Source organism: Acidovorax sp. 100 (genome assembly GCF_003688355.1).
Classification (GTDB): Bacteria; Pseudomonadota; Gammaproteobacteria; order Burkholderiales; family Burkholderiaceae_C; genus Acidovorax; species Acidovorax delafieldii.
On sequence record NZ_REFD01000001.1, the window covers coordinates 893,878 to 910,249 of the forward strand.

Sequence of the window (16,372 nt, forward strand, 5' to 3'; positions counted from 1 at the left end):
TGGCCGTCTATCGTAAACCTGCCGAGGGCATGCTGCCTAAGATCCAACCCATGACTGCTTCCACCTCCGGCGCTACCGCCACCACTGCCAACCCCGTCCCCCTGCGGCAGGACGCCCGCACCATTGGCCTCATCGGCTTGGCCCACGGCAGCTCGCACTTCTTTCACATGCTGCTGCCGCCGCTGTTTCCGTGGCTGATCGGGGAGTTCGGCTTCAGCTATTCCGAGCTGGGCCTGCTGGTGTCGGTGTTCTTCGTGATCTCGGGCGTGGGCCAGGCGCTGTCGGGTTTCCTGGTGGACCGTGTGGGCGCGCGGCCGGTGATGTTTTTTGCGCTGTCCAGCTTTGCCGCGGCGGGGCTGGCGGCGGGCACGGCGCAGGGCTACACGGGCCTGCTGCTCGCGGCGGCTTTGGCCGGGCTGGGCAATGCGCCGTTCCACCCGGTGGACTTCACCATTTTGAACAAGCGCGTGTCGCCCCAGCGCCTCGGGCATGGCTTCTCGGTGCACGGCATCAGCGGCAACCTGGGCTGGGCGACGGCGCCGGTGTTCATGGCGGGCATTGCCACTGCCACGGGCTCGTGGCGCACGGCCTGCCTGTGCGGCGCGCTGCTGGCCCTCACGGTGCTGGCCATCATGGTGTGGAACCGCGATGCCATTGACGACCGCCAGGGAGCCTGGGCCCACCAGGCCAAGGGCGGCGCCGCGGCGGCGCAGCCCGAGCACCCCATGGCCTTCCTCAGGCTGCCCTCGGTGTGGCTGTGTTTCTCGTTCTTCTTCTGGAGCACCTGCGCACTCAGCGCCATCCAGAGCTTTGCCAGCCCGGCGCTGCAGTCCATGTACGGCCTGCCGCTGAGCGTGACGGCCATGGTGGTCACGGGCTACATGCTGTGTGGCGCGGCGGGCATGCTGGTGGGCGGCTTTCTGGTGGGGCGTGTGCAGCGGCTGGAGAAGATCATCTCCGTGTGCCTGCTGGGCTCGGCCGCGCTGCTGGTGGTGGTGGCCTCGGGGCTGCTGCCCGGCATGGCGGCGCTGGTGGTGGCCTCGGTGGCGGGGCTGGGCACGGGCCTGGCGGGCCCCTCGCGCGACATGCTGATCAAGCGCGCCGCGCCCCCCGGTGCCACGGGCCGCGTGTATGGCACGGTGTACTCGGGGCTGGACCTGGGCTTTTGCCTGGCGGCACCGGTGTTTGGCGCCATGCTGGACCACGGCATGACGGCGGGCATCTTCTACGGCTCGGCCGTGACGCTGGGCCTGAGCGTGGTATCGGCGGCGCTCGTGGGGGTGGGCGTGGCAGCGCGGGCGGCACGGCCCGTGCCTGCAGCGGCCTGAAGGGTCCACGGGGCGGGGGCTCTGTACGGCGCCCAGCACGCCGCGCGGGCCTGTGTTGCAATCGCGGTCGGTGGCGCCGGGGCCCTGTTTGGCAGGGTTCGCAACGGCGCCCTTTGTTTTCAACACACTTCCAGGACACCGCCCATGACGAACCCGATGTACAACGCCAGCATCCCTGTCTTTCGCCAGATGCTGGGCTCGCTCCAGGACATCCTGGCCAAGACCGAGGCCCATGCCACGGCCCGCAAGATCGAGCCGGACGCATTGCTGCAGGCCCGCCTGTTCCCCGACATGTTTCCCATGGCCCGCCAGGTGCTGATCGCCTGCGACTTTGCCAAGGGCGTTGCCGCGCGCCTGGCCGGTGTGGAGGTGCCTTCGCTGCCCGACGCCGAGCGCCCCGGTTTTGCCGACCTGGCCGAGCGCATCCGCACGGTGCTGGCGTTCATCGAAGGCCTGCCGCAGGCAGCCTTTGCCGAGGCCGCCACGCGCCAGATCACCATCCAGCCCGGCACGCCGCGCGAAAAGCAGTTTGTGGGTGAACACTACCTGCTGCACTACGGCCTGCCCCAGTTCTTCTTCCACGTGAACGCGACCTACGCCATCGCCCGCCACAACGGCGTGGAACTGGGCAAGCGCGACTACATGGGCAAGATTTGATGCCGCTTGAGCGGCTCCGCGGTTGCTGAACCATCGTGGTTCGGCATCCATCCACCGGAACCGCTCACGCCCAAAGAGACCCACACCACGCCCCGTAGGAGGGGCCCCGTCAGCGCTTTCCATCGCCTGCCCGACGCCGCCCGCTCGATGAGTGCCACCACGGCCTGCGGGTGGCTCACCAGCGACATGTGGCTGGAGCGCACGGTGGCCACTGTGGCGCCGATGCCTTGCGCCATGGCGCGCTGTACCGTAGGCGGCAAGGCCCGGTCGTTCTCCGTGACGAGGTACCAACTGGGCTTGTGGCGCCAGGCCGCGGCACCCAGCTTGTCGCCAAATGCGCGGGCCGAGATCGGCTGCTGCACAGCCGCCAGCTGTGCGGCCCGGGCTGCGGGCACGTCGGCGGCCATGACATGCCGGTAGACCTCCGGATCGTCCAGCCAGACCAGCCCCTGCGCATCGGGCGCGAGCCCGTCCATGGGGGCTTGCAGCCTGGCGAGCAGGTCGGTGACCGATTCACCTGCGTCGGGCACCAGTGCAGAGAGATACACCAGGCCGCGGACGTTGTCGGCCATGCCGGCTTCGGTAATGACGGCGCCAGCCCATGAGTGGCCGACGAGAAGGGTGTCGCCCGTCTGCCGCGCCAGCACGCGGCGTGTGGCCGCCACATCCTCCGCGAGCGAGGTCAGCGGGTTCTGCACCGCCGTGACGTGGTAGCCCTTGCTCTGCAGCCGCTCTATTACGGGCCCCCAGCTCGATCCGTCGGCAAAAGCGCCATGCACCAGCACGATGTTGCGCACGCCAGGCACAGCGGGACCGGCCCAGGCGACTGACTGCGGCACTACACAACTGGTCGCCAGCATGACCAGCAGCGATGCAGGCCAGCGTTTGAGCCAGGATGCCCCCGGCATGGCTGATGCGCGCATCACGCCACCACCTTGGCCTCGGGGGCCCAGTCTGCCGGAAAAACCCCGGCGCGCAGGGCTGCGCCAAAGCCGAGCACAGCGTGCTCCACCAGGCGGTGCTGGGCAAAGGAATCCTGCGCAAGCATCTGGTCCAGTGCCTCGCGGTTCTCGCAGCGCGCCAGCACCAGGCCGCCTGTGCGGTCCTCCAGCGGACCCGCCACCAGGATGCGGCCAGCGCGAGTGTGTTCCACCAGCCAGTCGCGGTGGGTATCCAGGTGCGCGTGGACCTCTTCAACGGGGCGGATGTAGCGCAAGGTGACAAGGTAAAGCATGGGGTTCTCCTGTGGATTGAAAAAAATGGCTGTAGCGGTGCTGCGCTCAGTGCGCTGCGGAGGAATCTGGTGACAGCTCGGCCACGGCGGCGTAGGCCCCTCGCATGGACGTTTCCCGCGCCTCGGGGCCGCGGGAGAGGTTCTCGGCCCGGACCACCTGCACGTCGGTGATGCCGATGAACGCCAGGACGGCGCGCAGGTAGCGCTCCTGGAAATCCATGGGCGCCAGCGCGCCGCTCGAATACAGGCCACCGCGGCTCGACGCAATGAACACCCGCTTGCCTGTGGCCAGGCCCACCGGACCCTGCGCGGTGTACTGGAACGTGCGACCCGGCTGCACCACACGGTCGATCCACGCCTTCAGCTGGCTGGCCACTGAGAAGTTGTACATCGGGGCGCCGATGACGAGGATGTCGCTGGCCAGCAGTTCGGCCACAAGCGTTTGCGAACGCGCGTGTTCGGCGACCGTGGCCGCCTGCGCGGGTGGCGTGATGGGCCGAAAGCCCGCAGCGATGGCGCCGTCCAGGTGTGGTATGGCTTCCGCGACGAGATCGCGGTAGGTCACGGTCGCTGTGGGGTGCTGACGCAGCAGCCCGGCCACGATGGCCTGGCTGAGTGCGCGGGACGCGGAGCTGTCGGCGAGGATGCTGGAGTCGAGATGGAGAATCTGCATGGAATGCCTGGTTGTGAAGAGGTCGTCGAAAAGCGGTGGCGCGGGGCCCGGAACGGCCGGCCGCGTGAGCGCGGTGTCCAGGCCCCAAGCATCCGCAAACGCGCCGCACCTGTCCAAGACGGAATGTGGGACAGTTCAGACCTGAAAGGACTGAACCCGCCATGTTTGAACTGCGCCAGCTGCGTTACTTCATTGCCGTCGCCGAAACCGAAAACGTGGGCCGTGCGGCGGAGCTGCTGCACATCTCGCAGTCGCCGCTGAGCCGGCAGATCCAGCAACTGGAAGCGCAGCTGGGTGTGCAGCTGTTCGAGCGCAGCAAGAAGCGCCTCCACCTCACGCAGGAGGGACGCGACTTTCTGGTCGAGGCGCGCGTGCTGATGGCCAACGCCCAGCGTGTGGAGGCTTTCGGTCGCCGCCTCGGCGCCGGGGGGGCGGGGCATCTGGCGGTGGGCTACGTGGAAGGGGCGATGCAGGCCAACGTGCTGGGCCCTGCGCTGCGCCGGTTCCGGCGCGCGCACCCCGGGGTGGCGCTGTCTCTGCAGGGGCTGGGCTCGGGCGTGCAGTTCGAGCGCCTGCACCAGCACACGCTGGACCTTGGGTTGACCTACCGGGCCCCGCCCGAGGCATCCGGGCTGCACAGCGCCCAGGTGGTGGATGAACCCCTGGTTCTGGCCCTGCCTCCGGACGACCCGCTGCGCAAGGTGCGGCACCTGCAGCCCGCGCAGCTGCACGAGCGCCCCTGGATTGCCGTGGCCCGCCAGCCCGTGGATACCATCCGTCCCGCGCTGCTGGCGGGCTGCCAGCGCGCCGGGTTCACACCCGACATCGTGTACGAAACCTCAGACCCGCAGTCCGCGCTGCAACTGGTGGGGGCCGGCCTGGGACTGGCCGTAGTGCAGGCCAGCCTGGGTACCGCCCATGCACCTCGGGACGTGCTCTTGCGCGAGCTGCCGTGGCTGGACTTGCGCGTGAGCGTGCATCTGGTGTGGCGCGCGGATGACCCCCGGCCCTGGGTAGCGCAGTTCCGCCAAGCCGTGGCGAAGGCGGCTTCTTCTGCGTAGCCCCAGGAAAGAGGGCTTACACAGCACACGCGGTGGCGCAGCGCCATATACATCTGCAATGTCTCTCAGTAGCATCTTCTCCGTGTGCTGCCGACAGAAGTTCCAACACCGAAAAGATCGCCCCCTCGGCATCGTCTGCGGGTCGGCCCGAAGCCGGCATTTCCCCGGCGCCCCTACGATGTGCCCGTACGCACGTTGCTTTTTCTTTTTTACTCGCCCGTACCATGCCTCACACCCTGCGATATCCCCCCGGTAGCCCGCTCCGTGCCCGCCTGGTTGCCCGGCGGCTGGCGCTGGCCCTGCCTTTATGTGCCAGCCTTTGGGGCTGCGCGGGTGCTGCGCCGCCTGCGCCGGTGCAAGGACTCGCAACGCCCGAGGCGGCGCCCCAAGCAAGCACATGCCCTGCGGAGCTTGCGCAATTGGCGCGCTGCCTGGCGGGCCGGGACAGTGCTGGCGCCTACTACCTGATCGCCCTGCCGCAGCAGTGGAACGGCCACCTGGTGCTGCACGCCCACGGTGGCCCGGCACTCGGCGCGCCGAAGATGGAGCGGTCGGTGGAGGACCTGGAGCGCTGGGCCATCATGGTCCGCGCGGGGTACGCCTGGGCGGGCAGCACCTTCCGCCAGGGCGGTGTGGAGGTGCGTGCCGCGGCCGAGGACACCGAGCGGCTGCGCCAGATCTTCGTGCGCCACGTCGCCCAGCCGCAGCGCACCATCCTGCACGGCCAGTCCTGGGGCGCCAGCGTGGCGGCCAAGGGGGCCGAGATGTTCCAGACCACGGCCGATGGCAAGCGCCCCTACGACGCCGTGCTGCTTACCAGCGGCGTGCTGGCGGGCGGAACGCGCTCTTACGACTTTCGCACCGACTTGCGCGTGGTCTACCAGTACCTGTGCAACAACCACCCCCGGCCCACCGAGGTGCAGTATCCGCTGAACATCGGCCTGCCTGCCGATGCGGCGATGACTCAGGCGGACCTGGCCGCACGCGTGAACGAATGCCTGGCGCTGAACAAGCCGGTGGCCGAGCGCACGCCCGAGCAGCAGCGCAAAGTCAAAACCATCGTGGATGTGATCCGCATCCCGGCCAGCTCCATCCAGGGCCACATGAACTGGGCCACCTTCCACTTCCGCGACGTGGTGCAGCACCGCACGGGCGGCGCCAGTCCGTTTGGCAACCGGGGGGTGTCGTACCGGGGCTCGCCCGACGACGCAGCTCTGAACGCCGCCGTGCTGCGCTACCGTGCAGACCCTGCCGCTGTGGCCAGCTTTGCGCAGGACACCGACCTGACCGGCCGCATCCCCGTGCCCGTGCTCACCGTGAAAGGCGTGGACGACCCCACGGCCTTTGTCGAGCTGGACGCAGCCTTCCGGGCCACCATGGCGCAAGGCGGCAGCGCGGCGCGCCTGGTGCAGACCTTCACCCAGCACAACACCCACAGCTACCTGAGCGACCCCACCTACCCCACGCTCATGACCGCGCTGCTGCGCTGGGTGGAAGCGGGCGACAAGCCCACGCCCGAGGGCATTGCGCAGCAGTGCGCAGGCATGGAGGCCACGTTCGGCAAGGGCTGCGCCTTCCTGCCTGGCTATGTGCCGGCGGCGCTGAACACCCGCGTGGCCGATCGCGAGCGGCCGTAGATTGTTTTCTCTTGCGGTTCCCGCCGCGCCATGAAAAAGGCCCCGCAGAGCGGGGCCTTTTTCATTTGCCGCTGCAGCACAGGGCCGCAGCAGCGGTGGGGCCGGACTCAGGCCGCCACGGCCTTGAGGGCTTCGTTCAGCGTCTTGCTGGGGCGCATCACGGCGTCCAGCTTGGCCACGTCGGGCAGGTAGTAGCCGCCGATGTCGGCGGGTGCACCCTGCACGGCAGCCAGCTCGGCCACGATGGTCTGCTCGTTGTCTGCCAGTTGCTTGGCCAGTGGGGCGAACAGTTGGGCCAGTTCGGCATCGGCCGTTTGCGTGGCCAGCTCTTGCGCCCAGTACAGGGCCAGGTAGAACTGGCTGCCACGGTTGTCCAGCTGGCCGGTCTTGGGCGAGGGGTTCTTGTTGTTGTCCAGCAGCTTGCCTGTGGCGGCGTCCAGCGTCTGTGCCAGGATCTTGGCCTTGCCGTTGCCGGTCTTCAGGCCCAGGTCTTCCAGCGACACGGCCAGCGCCAGGAACTCACCCAGCGAATCCCAGCGCAGGTGGTTTTCTTCCACCAGCTGCTGCACGTGCTTAGGGGCCGAGCCGCCTGCACCGGTTTCATACATGCCGCCACCGGCCATCAGCGGCACGATGGACAGCATCTTGGCCGAGGTGCCCAGTTCCATGATGGGGAACAGGTCGGTCAGGTAGTCACGCAGGATGTTGCCGGTGGCGCTGATGGTGTCCAGGCCACGGATCACGCGCTCCAGCGTGTAGCGCATCGCACGCACCTGGCTCATGATCTGGATGTCCAGGCCGGTGGTGTTGTGCTCGTGCAGGTACATCTTGACCTTGGTGATCAGCTGCGCTTCGTGCGGACGGTACGAGTCGAGCCAGAACACCACGGGCATGCCGGAGTTACGGGCGCGGTTCACGGCCAGCTTCACCCAGTCGCGGATCGCGGCGTCCTTCACCTGGCACATGCGCCAGATGTCGCCTTGCTCCACGTTCTGGCTCAGCAGCACTTCGCCGGTGGCCAGGTCGGTGATGTTGGCCACGCCGTCTTCGGGGATCTCGAAGGTCTTGTCGTGGCTGCCGTATTCCTCGGCTTGCTGCGCCATCAGGCCCACGTTGGGCACCGTGCCCATGGTCTTGGGGTCGAACGCGCCGTGCCACTTGCAGAAGTTGATGATCTCCTGGTAGATGCGGGCGAAGGTCGATTCGGGCATCACGGCCTTCACGTCCTTCAGGCGGCCGTTGGCGTCCCACATCTTGCCGCCGTTGCGGATCATGGCGGGCATGGAGGCGTCCACGATGATGTCGTTGGGCGAGTGGAAGTTGGTGATGCCCTTGGCCGAGTCGACCATGGCCAGCTCGGGACGGTGCTCGTGGCAGGCGTGCAGGTCACGCTTGATCTCGTCGCGCTGGCTTTGCGGCAGGGTCTCGATCTTGGTGTACAGGTCCACCATGCCGTTGTTCACGTTCACGCCCAGCTCTTCAAAGGTCTTGGCGTGTTTGGCGAACGCGTCCTTGTAGAAGATGCGCACGCAGTGGCCGAACACGATGGGGTGGGACACCTTCATCATCGTGGCCTTCACGTGCAGCGAGAACATCACGCCGGTCTTGCGCGCGTCTTCGATTTCCTTCTCGTAGAACTCCAGCAGCGCCTTCTTGCTCATGAACATGCTGTCGATCACTTCGCGGTCGAGCAGGCTGACTTTGGGCTTCAAGACGATGGCCTTGCCGCTCTTGGTGATCAGCTCCATCTTCACGTCACGGGCGCGGTCCAGCGTCATGGACTTTTCGCCGTGGTAGAAGTCGCCGGCGTGCATGTGCGACACATGCGAACGCGAGGCCTGGCTCCACTCGGCCATGCTGTGCGGGTTCTTGCGGGCGTATTCCTTCACGGCCTTGGGCGCACGGCGGTCGGAGTTGCCTTCGCGCAGCACGGGGTTCACGGCCGAGCCGGTGCACTTGCTGTAGCGGGCCTTGATTTCCTTTTCCTTGTCGTCCTTGGGCTGGTCCGGGTAGTCGGGCAGGGCGTAGCCCTTGGCCTGCAGCTCGGCGATGGCTGCCTTGAGCTGCGACACGGACGCGGAGATGTTGGGCAGCTTGATGATGTTGGCATCGGGCTGCAGCGTCTTCTTGCCCAGCTCGGCCAGGTTGTTGGGCACGCGCTGTTCTTCGGTCAGGTAGTCGGAGAACTCACCCAGGATGCGCGCTGCCACCGAGATGTCGCTCTCCAGCACGTTGATGCCTGCCGGTGCCGCGAACGTGCGAATGATGGGCAGGAAGGAAGCCGTGGCCAGACGGGGTGCTTCGTCGGTCAGGGTGTAGATGATGGAAGGTTGCTGGGTCGTCATGGCTTGTCTCACGAAACAGAGTAGGTAGATGCCCCCGGCTGCGTCGCAGCGGGGCCAAACGCGGATGCTCTCTGATTCTCCTTGCTCGGGGCTGTCACTGCCCGCTGTTTTTGCAATCGAATCTCACAATGCAAAATTATCATAAGCCCAGGGCACTTTTTTTCACCAAATAGGTGGTAATCACCCTGCGGCCTTCTGCAGTTTGACCCCGTTGGCGCTCGCGCGCCACCCCTGGCAGACCCTATGAACTCCCCCCAGGAACCGCCACCACCCGGCCAGGCAGGACGGCAAACTGCGTCCAGTGCGCGGGCAGGGTGTCGGGCGCCGTGCCGGTGAAAGCCCCGAAGGCGGGCAGGATCAACTGCCCGTCGCCCCAGCCAAAGCAAGGCGCCCGCAGCGTATCGCGCGCCGGGCCGCGCAGCCGCAGCGTGGGGTGCAGATGCCCGGCGAGCACCGTGTGGCCTGCCACAGCCTGAGGGTGGTGACAGGCCAGCACCGGCGCATCGGCACAGGGCAACCAGGGCTCGTTGACCAGCGCCACTGCCAGCGCGGCCGGCGGGTCGCCCGCATGCAGGTCATGGTTGCCGCGCACCAGGGTCATCGCCACACGGGCATGGCGCTGGCGCCAGGGCAGCAGCTGCTGCCACAGCGCATCGGCCGCGCCGCTGCGCGCGTGCAGGAAGTCCCCCAAGAACACCAGGTGATCGGCGCCGGTGGCAGCGAGCACCGCGTCCAGCCGCGCCAGGTTGTCGGCCGTGGTGCCGTGGGGCACCGGCTGGCCCGCGCGGCGGAAAGTGGCCGCCTTGCCGAAATGCACATCCGCCACCAGCACCATGTGCGCGGCGGGCCACCACAGGGCGCGCTGGGGCAGCAGTTGCAGTGCGGTGCCGCAGGGCAGGGTAATGGCGTGCGCACCGATGGGGGGCGTAGGGACAGCCCGCGTGCCGAGGGCTGCAGTGTGAAGAGGGAGCGTGGTCATCGTCCTCAGAATCCGTGGCGTCTGCGGGTGCGGCGGGGGGTGTCCCCGCCCGCTGCACGGCGCGCGCGTTGTGTGCGGGCGTCGGATCTATCGGGCAGATCCCACGCCATATCTGTGGACTGCACCGCGTGCTGCGCCAGGTGGGTGCCCGTGGTCGCGTCGGCCGCCTGCTCCAGCGCCTGCACCATGCGCGCCAGACGGTCGGCCAGGGTCTCGGTGCTCAGGCGCTCGCGAAAGCGTTCCACCATCAGCGGCAGGGCAAACGGGGTGGGGCGCTCCAGGGCGTGAATGGACAGGGTCTGCGCCTGCATGCCGCGCAGCGTGCGGGCCAGCCGGTCCATGTCCAGCTCGTTCGTCAGCAGCTCGGCGCGTGCCTGGGCCAGCAGCAGGTTGTCGGGGTCGTACTGCGCAAACACGTCGTAGTACAGCGACGACGAGGCCTGCAGCTGGCGGCTGCTGCGCTGCTCGCCCGGGTGGCTCTGAAAGATCAGGCCCGCGATGCGCGCGATCTCGCGAAAGCGCCTGCGCGCCATCTCGGTGGCGTTCAGGCTGGCCAGCACTTCGTCTTCGAGCCCGCGACCGATGGTGGTGTGCGTGCCTTCGCCAATCAGCCGCGGAAGCAGCGTGGCCCAGTCCACCGGCTTGGCCGACAGCAGCTCCAGCCCGTAGTCATTGACCGCGATGGAGAAGGTGTTGGGCACCTGCTGCGACGCGCGCCAGCCCAGCAGCCCGGCCAGGCCCAGGTGCACCAGGCGCCCCGCCAGCGGGTACAGGTACAGGTGCCAGCCCTCGCGCGTGTGCAGGGTTTCGGCCACCAGGCGGCCCGGGGTGGGCAGGGCCGACCAGGCCTGCTGCAGCTCCAGCAGCGGCCGGACGCAGCGCATCTCGGGCGTGGTGAATTCGCCGTGCTCGGCCTGCGCCAGCTGTTCCAGCATCGCATCGGCCAGCGTGTTCGACAGCGGCATGCGCCCGCCGCTCCAGCGCGGCAGCGCAGCGCTGCCCTTGGGGGCGATGCGCACATAGGCCGTCATCTGCTGCGTGCGCACCAGCTCCAGCAGCCGGCCTGCAAACATGAACACATCACCCTTGCGCAGCCGGGCAATGAAGCTCTCTTCCACCGAACCCAGACGCCCGCCGCTCACAAACTGCACCTGCATGCTGGCATCGCTCACGATGGTGCCGATGTTGCTGCGGTGGCGGCGCGCCAGGCGCGCATCGGGCACGCGCCACACACCCTCGTCGTCGGGCACCACGCGGTGAAAATCCGGGTAGGTGGCCAGCGATGCGCCGCCCTGGCGCACGAACTGCAGCGCCCACTGCCAGTCGTTGTCGGCCAATGCAGCATAGGCCGGTGCGCGCCGCACTTCGGCCAGCAGCGCATCGGGCACAAAGCCGCCGCCCAGCGCCACGGTGACCAGGTGCTGCACCAGCACGTCAAGCGGCGCATGCGGCGTGTGCCGGTCTTCAATGCGGCCCTGCGCCAGTGCGTGGCGCGCAGCGGCTGCCTCCACCAGCTCCAGGCTGTGCGTGGGCACCAGCGTGATGCTGGAGCTGCGCCCCGGCGCATGGCCCGAGCGGCCTGCACGCTGCACCAGCCGCGCCACGCCCTTGGCCGAACCGATTTGCAGCACCTGCTCCACCGGCAAAAAGTCCACGCCCAGGTCCAGGCTCGATGTGCACACCACGGCCTTGAGCTGCCCGGCCTTCAGGCCTTGCTCGACCCAGTCGCGCACCTCATGCCCCAGCGACCCATGGTGCAGCGCAATGGCGCCCGCCCAGTCGGGCCGCGCCTCCAGCAGCGCCTGGTACCAGCGCTCTGCTTGCGACCGGGTGTTGGTGAACACCAAGGTGGACGCCGCCGCTTCGATCGACTGCACCACCTGCGGCAACAGGCTCAGCCCCATGTGGCCCGCCCACGCAAAGCGGTCGGCACGCGCGGGTAGCATCACCTGCACCTCCAGCCGCTTGTCGATGCGACCCTGCACCAGCACGGCAGGCGGTGGCAGTGGCGCACCCGCCGCGCTGGGCACGGGCTGCGGCAGCAAGGTGTGCAGGGCCTCCTCCAGGTTGCCCAGCGTGGCCGACATGCCCCACACCTGCAGCGCCGGGTTCCAGCCCGACAGGCGCGCCAGCGCCAGCTGCACCTGCACGCCGCGCTTGTTGCCCACCAGTTCGTGCCATTCGTCCACCACCACCAGGCGTACGCTGGCCAAGCGCTCACGCGCATCGGCGCGGGCCAGCAGCAGCGACACGCTTTCGGGCGTGGTCACCAGCAGCGTGGGCAGACGGCGGTCTTGCGCAGCGCGTTCGCCGCTGGCGGTGTCGCCGGTGCGCAGGCCGCTGGTCCAGGTGGGGGCCAGTTCGGGCAGCGGTGCCTGCAGGGCGCGCAGCGAATCGGCAGCGAGTGCACGCATGGGCGTGATCCACAGCACGGTGAGCGGTGGAGCCGCAGCGCGGCGCGTGCGCAAGGCGGTGCGGGCGTTGGGGACTTTGGGGGCTTCTTCGGGTGGTGGTGCAGCATCTGCCTGCACCAGATGCTGCAGCGCGCCCAGCCACACCGCATAGGTCTTGCCCGCGCCCGTGGTGGCATGCAGCAGGCCCGAGCGGCCCTCGCCCATCGCGCGCCACACGTCTTGCTGGAAGCCGAAGGGCTGCCACCCGCGCGCCGCCATCCAGGCGGCTGCGGCACTAATTGCCACCGGGGGCAGGGGCTTGCGCGGGCGGCGTTTCGTGCTCATATGGCCGCGTCCTGCCCCGGCAGCAATGCCATCAGCGTTTGCAAGGTATCGGCCTCGGCCACGGGTTTGTCTTGCCGCCAGCGCAGCATGCGCGGAAAGCGCACCGCAATGCCGCTCTTGTGGCGCGGGCTGCGCGCAATGCCTTCGAAGCCCAGCTCAAACACCAGCGTCGCGTCCACGCTGCGCACGGGCCCAAAGCTCTCGCGCGTGGTCTTGCGGATGATGGCGTCCACCTGCGCAATCTCGGCATCCGTGAGGCCCGAATAGGCCTTGGCAAACGGCACCAGTTGCCGCTCCGGGTCGCCCTGCGGTCCGGTCCACACGGCAAAGGTGTAGTCGGTGTAGAGGCTGGCGCGGCGGCCATGGCCGCGCTGGGCGTAGATGAGCACCGCATCCACGCTCATGGGGTCGATCTTCCACTTCCACCATACGCCCACCTCCTTGGTTCGGCCCACGCCATAGTGGGCGCTGCGGTGCTTGAGCATGAAGCCCTCGGTGCCCATGCTGCGTGCGGCCTCGCGCTGGCGTGCCAGGTCTTGCCAGTCGGCGCCATGCAGCAACTCGCTCAGGTGCAGGGCCTGGTGCGGTGCGGGTGCGATGGTGGTGTCATCAGGCTGTTGCAGCGTGGCCTCCAGCAGCGTGCGGCGGGCCTGCTGCGGCTCTTGGCGCAGGTCCTGCCCGGCGTGTTCGAGCAGGTCGTAGGCCATCAGCACCACGGGCAGCTCGCGCAGCAGCCTGGGGGTCAGCGTCTTGCGGCCCAGGCGCTTTTGCAAATCTGCAAAGGGGCGGGGTTGGGGCTCGCCCGGCAGCCACACCAGGATCTCGCCATCGACCACCGTGCCATCGGCCAGCTGCGCCATCGCGGCCTCGGCCAGTTCGGGGAAGCGGTCAGTCACCAGCTCCTCCCCGCGCGACCAGATCCACACCGCGCCCGCACGCCGCACGATCTGCGCGCGGATGCCGTCCCACTTCCATTCCACCAGCCAGTCGCCGGGCGTGCCCAGCAGTGCGGGCATCTCAGCCACGGGCTGGTTGAACGGGTGGGCCAGGAAGAACGGGTAGGGCTGGCCCGCATCGGCAGCATCCTGCGTACCGGCATCGTCGTCCACCGGCGCGATCAGCGCCTGGTAGTCGCTGGCCTGCGGCTGCCGGCCGATCTGCGTGTAGCCCATCAGCCGGTGCGCGATGCGTTTGGGGTCCAGCGCGCTCACCGTGGCCAGCGCGTGCGTCACCTGCAGGCGCGACACCCCCACGCGGAAGTTGCCGGTGATGAGCTTGAAGTACACAAAGCGCTGCTCAGGTGCCAGCCTGTCCCATTGCGTGCGCAGACGGGTATCGGCCTCATCGGGCGGCAGGGTGCGCAGGGGCAGCAGCTGGGCCATCCATTCGGCCAGTGTCAGTTCGGTGGGCTGGGCAGGCGGGGGTAGCAGCAGCGCCAACGTTTCGGCCAGGTCACCCACGGCCTGGTAGCTTTCTTCAAACAGCCACTCGGGCAGGCCTGCGGCCTCTTGCGCCAGCGCTTTCAGGCGCTTGGTGGGCACCATCTGGCGGGGTTTGCCGCCTGCGAGAAAGTACGTGGCCCAGGCTGCATCGGCGGGCGGTGCCACGCGCAGGTAAGCCACCAGTGCCGCGAGTTTGGCCGACTGCGCGGTGGTAGCGTCGAGCGCCTGGAAAAGCTGGGCAAAGGCCTTCATGCGGCTGCCTCAGGTGTGGGTGTGCTGCCTGGCACCTCAAGCGCCGCCCCTGCATCGTCCTCGTTGTCATCGGCGCCGTATTCGGTGGCGAACACCTGGGCGTGCAGCCCTTGCTCGCACAGCCAGCGCACCATCACGGCCGTGCTGCCGTGTGTCACGATGACGCGCTCCGCGCCCGTGGCGCCAATGGCTTTTTGCAAGCTGGGCCAGTCGGCGTGGTCGCTCATCACAAAGCCCCGGTCCACCCCACGGCGCCGGCGTGCGCCGCGGACCAGCATCCACCCGCTGGCAAACGCGTCGGAAAAATCACCAAAGCGCTTGAGCCAAGGGGTGCCCGCTGCCGAGGGCGGCGCCAGCACCAGCGCGCGTTTCAGGTCGGCCTTGGTGAAGCCAGGGTCCGTCGCGCGCAGCGTGGGCGGCAGGTCCACGCCCGCCGCGCGATACACGGCGTTGAGCGGCTCCACCGCCCCATGCACCACGATGGGCCCGATGCTGGCATCCACCCCGTGCAGCAGCCGCTGCGCCTTGCCGAAGGCGTACGCATACAGCACGCTGGCCTTGCCCGCCGCTGCATTGGCAGCCCACCAGGCATTGATGTCGGCAAACAGCGCGGGCTGCGACGGCCAGCGGTAGATGGGCAGGCCAAAGGTCGATTCGGTGATGAAGGTGTGGCAGCGCACGGGCTCGAAGGGCGGGCAGGTGCCATCGTCTTCGAGCTTGTAGTCGCCCGAGGCTACCCACACCTGGCCACCTTGTTCGACGCGCACCTGGGCCGACCCCAGCACGTGCCCGGCCGGGTGCAGCGAAACGCGCACGCCATGGTGGTTGATGACCTCGCCGTAGGCCAGCGTCTGCAGCGCGATGTCCGCCCCCAGCCGGTTGCGCAGCGTGCCCGCGCTGTCGTGGTGTGCCAGGTAGTGGGCCGAACCCATGCGCGCATGGTCCGAATGCGCGTGCGTGATCACGGCCCGCTCCACCGGCCGCCAGGGGTCGATGTAGAAGTCGCCGGGTGGGCAGTACAGGCCTTCGGGGCGGTGGACGATCAATTCGTTGCAGGACATGCGTGTGGCATCGTAGGCGGCAAGGCAAAGCCGGTGGGGCTGCCCGGGTTTGCCCGGTGGGGTGTTGCAGGCACTTTTGACGTCCAATCTGCAGCAAGCGCCGGTGTTTTATGTCTCATTTGCTATCAATAATGAAGCATATTGAGCTGTTGGGCCGTGCCGCTGAAGGCGCGTCCTTGCCCATCATCCCGCCATCGGTTGCGCCGTCTGCAGGACTGCGCCGCGTTCTGCGCATGGTCGGCTGTCTTTACGGCAGAAAACCACGCCCGTACGATGGCGGTCGCCTGCGGCCCAGACCCGCAGCCAGGGACTCATCCATGCGCTTGTATCCGTCGTATCGGTCGCTTTTTGTCGTGCTCTACGGCCCGGTTTTGGGCCTCGTGGCCGCATCAGCCGCTGCCCAGGCCCCTTCGGGCGCCGCGCCGCGCACCAACGCCTTCAACGACCCCTTCGTCCAGGTCACCCGGGCCATCCCGCAATGCCCCGTTCCCGAAGGGCCTCTGTACACCGAGGCCGAGGTGCGCGAACTGGCGCATGTGCGCTCTCAGCATGGCGGCAGCTGCCACCGCGTGGGGCGCTGTCGCCTGCCCAACTCCTACCTGTACGACGCCGAGATCATCCCGCGCGTGCAGCGCTACATCCAGCAGGACGGCCGCTTTGACGACACCAGCGTGTGGGTGCTGGGCGAGCGGCGGCTGGTGACGCTCAAGGGCTGCGTGCAGTCGCAAGCGCAGTCTGATGCGCTGGAGAAGGCTGTGTGGCTGGTAGACGATGTAATGGGGGTGATCAACCTGCTGCAGGTGGGTACGGATGCGGCGGCGGCGCGGTACCCGTTGGCTGTGCCGCAAAAGCCGTGACATGCTGGGCCAGTTGGCTGTGCCTATCCCAGGTGCAGTGATTGCGCAATGGTCCTGGCGTCAACGATGAATCGCCAGCACCACACTAGCGTGCCAGGCGCTTTGGCT

Annotated in this window: 13 protein-coding genes; 5 read left to right on the top strand and 8 right to left on the bottom strand. The window is 68.1% G+C overall.

Annotated features, from left to right (window positions below; translation table 11 throughout):
- The first annotated feature begins 50 nt into the window (after positions 1-50).
- On the top strand, positions 51-1,328 hold the full coding sequence (locus tag C8C96_RS04210; protein ID WP_121943868.1) for an MFS transporter: 1,278 nt from the start codon (positions 51-53) through the stop codon (positions 1,326-1,328).
- A 144-nt stretch (positions 1,329-1,472) separates the two neighbouring features.
- Positions 1,473-1,985 carry a DUF1993 family protein gene (locus tag C8C96_RS04215; RefSeq protein ID WP_121941534.1) on the top strand — a complete coding sequence of 171 codons (513 nt, stop codon included), beginning with the start codon at positions 1,473-1,475 and terminating at the stop codon, positions 1,983-1,985.
- Here C8C96_RS04215 and C8C96_RS04220 read toward each other — a convergent pair.
- Genes C8C96_RS04220 through C8C96_RS04230 form a run of 3 tightly spaced genes read right to left on the bottom strand, consistent with a single transcriptional unit; the run spans position 1,967 to position 3,892 of the window.
- On the bottom strand, positions 1,967-2,908 hold the full coding sequence (locus tag C8C96_RS04220) for an alpha/beta fold hydrolase (protein ID WP_199737434.1): 942 nt from the start codon (positions 2,906-2,908) through the stop codon (positions 1,967-1,969). The genes C8C96_RS04215 and C8C96_RS04220 overlap by 19 nt on opposite strands.
- Positions 2,908-3,219: a YciI family protein gene (locus C8C96_RS04225; RefSeq protein WP_121941535.1), complete on the bottom strand. Its 312-nt coding sequence runs from the start codon at positions 3,217-3,219 to the stop codon at positions 2,908-2,910. Before C8C96_RS04225 ends, C8C96_RS04220 begins: the two co-directional genes overlap by 1 nt.
- A 46-nt stretch (positions 3,220-3,265) precedes the next feature.
- Positions 3,266-3,892 carry an FMN-dependent NADH-azoreductase gene (locus C8C96_RS04230; RefSeq protein ID WP_121941536.1) on the bottom strand — a complete coding sequence of 209 codons (627 nt, stop codon included), beginning with the start codon at positions 3,890-3,892 and terminating at the stop codon, positions 3,266-3,268.
- Positions 3,893-4,053: 161 nt separating this feature from the next.
- On the opposite strand from C8C96_RS04230, the gene C8C96_RS04235 reads away from it, so the two are divergent.
- The gene (locus C8C96_RS04235; RefSeq protein ID WP_121941537.1) at positions 4,054-4,953 is read left to right on the top strand and encodes a LysR substrate-binding domain-containing protein; all 900 of its coding nucleotides are present in this window, start codon (positions 4,054-4,056) and stop codon (positions 4,951-4,953) included.
- Between the two features lie 224 nt (positions 4,954-5,177).
- The gene (locus C8C96_RS04240) at positions 5,178-6,590 is read left to right on the top strand and encodes a hypothetical protein (RefSeq protein WP_121941538.1); all 1,413 of its coding nucleotides are present in this window, start codon (positions 5,178-5,180) and stop codon (positions 6,588-6,590) included.
- Positions 6,591-6,697: 107 nt separating this feature from the next.
- On the opposite strand, the gene C8C96_RS04245 is transcribed toward C8C96_RS04240, so the two are convergent.
- The 5 genes from C8C96_RS04245 to C8C96_RS04265 all read right to left on the bottom strand — a co-directional run bounded on the left by C8C96_RS04245 (position 6,698) and on the right by C8C96_RS04265 (position 15,407).
- Positions 6,698-8,935 carry an NADP-dependent isocitrate dehydrogenase gene (locus C8C96_RS04245; protein ID WP_121941539.1) on the bottom strand — a complete coding sequence of 746 codons (2,238 nt, stop codon included), beginning with the start codon at positions 8,933-8,935 and terminating at the stop codon, positions 6,698-6,700.
- A gap of 241 nt (positions 8,936-9,176) precedes the next feature.
- On the bottom strand, positions 9,177-9,914 hold the full coding sequence (gene pdeM / locus C8C96_RS04250) for a ligase-associated DNA damage response endonuclease PdeM (RefSeq protein ID WP_121941540.1): 738 nt from the start codon (positions 9,912-9,914) through the stop codon (positions 9,177-9,179).
- Between the two features lie 5 nt (positions 9,915-9,919).
- Positions 9,920-12,652: a ligase-associated DNA damage response DEXH box helicase gene (locus C8C96_RS04255; protein ID WP_121941541.1), complete on the bottom strand. Its 2,733-nt coding sequence runs from the start codon at positions 12,650-12,652 to the stop codon at positions 9,920-9,922.
- Positions 12,649-14,346, bottom strand: coding sequence for an ATP-dependent DNA ligase (locus tag C8C96_RS04260; RefSeq protein ID WP_121941542.1), 1,698 nt, complete (start codon positions 14,344-14,346; stop codon positions 12,649-12,651). The genes C8C96_RS04255 and C8C96_RS04260 overlap by 4 nt, the downstream gene beginning before the upstream one ends.
- The gene (locus C8C96_RS04265; RefSeq protein ID WP_121941543.1) at positions 14,343-15,407 is read right to left on the bottom strand and encodes a ligase-associated DNA damage response exonuclease; all 1,065 of its coding nucleotides are present in this window, start codon (positions 15,405-15,407) and stop codon (positions 14,343-14,345) included. The genes C8C96_RS04260 and C8C96_RS04265 overlap by 4 nt, the downstream gene beginning before the upstream one ends.
- Positions 15,408-15,724: 317 nt before the next feature.
- Between C8C96_RS04265 and C8C96_RS04270 the strand changes: the two genes are divergently transcribed.
- A complete protein-coding gene (locus C8C96_RS04270) occupies positions 15,725-16,264 on the top strand; it encodes a BON domain-containing protein (RefSeq protein WP_121941544.1) in 540 nt (179 codons plus the stop codon).
- Positions 16,265-16,372 lie beyond the last annotated feature (108 nt).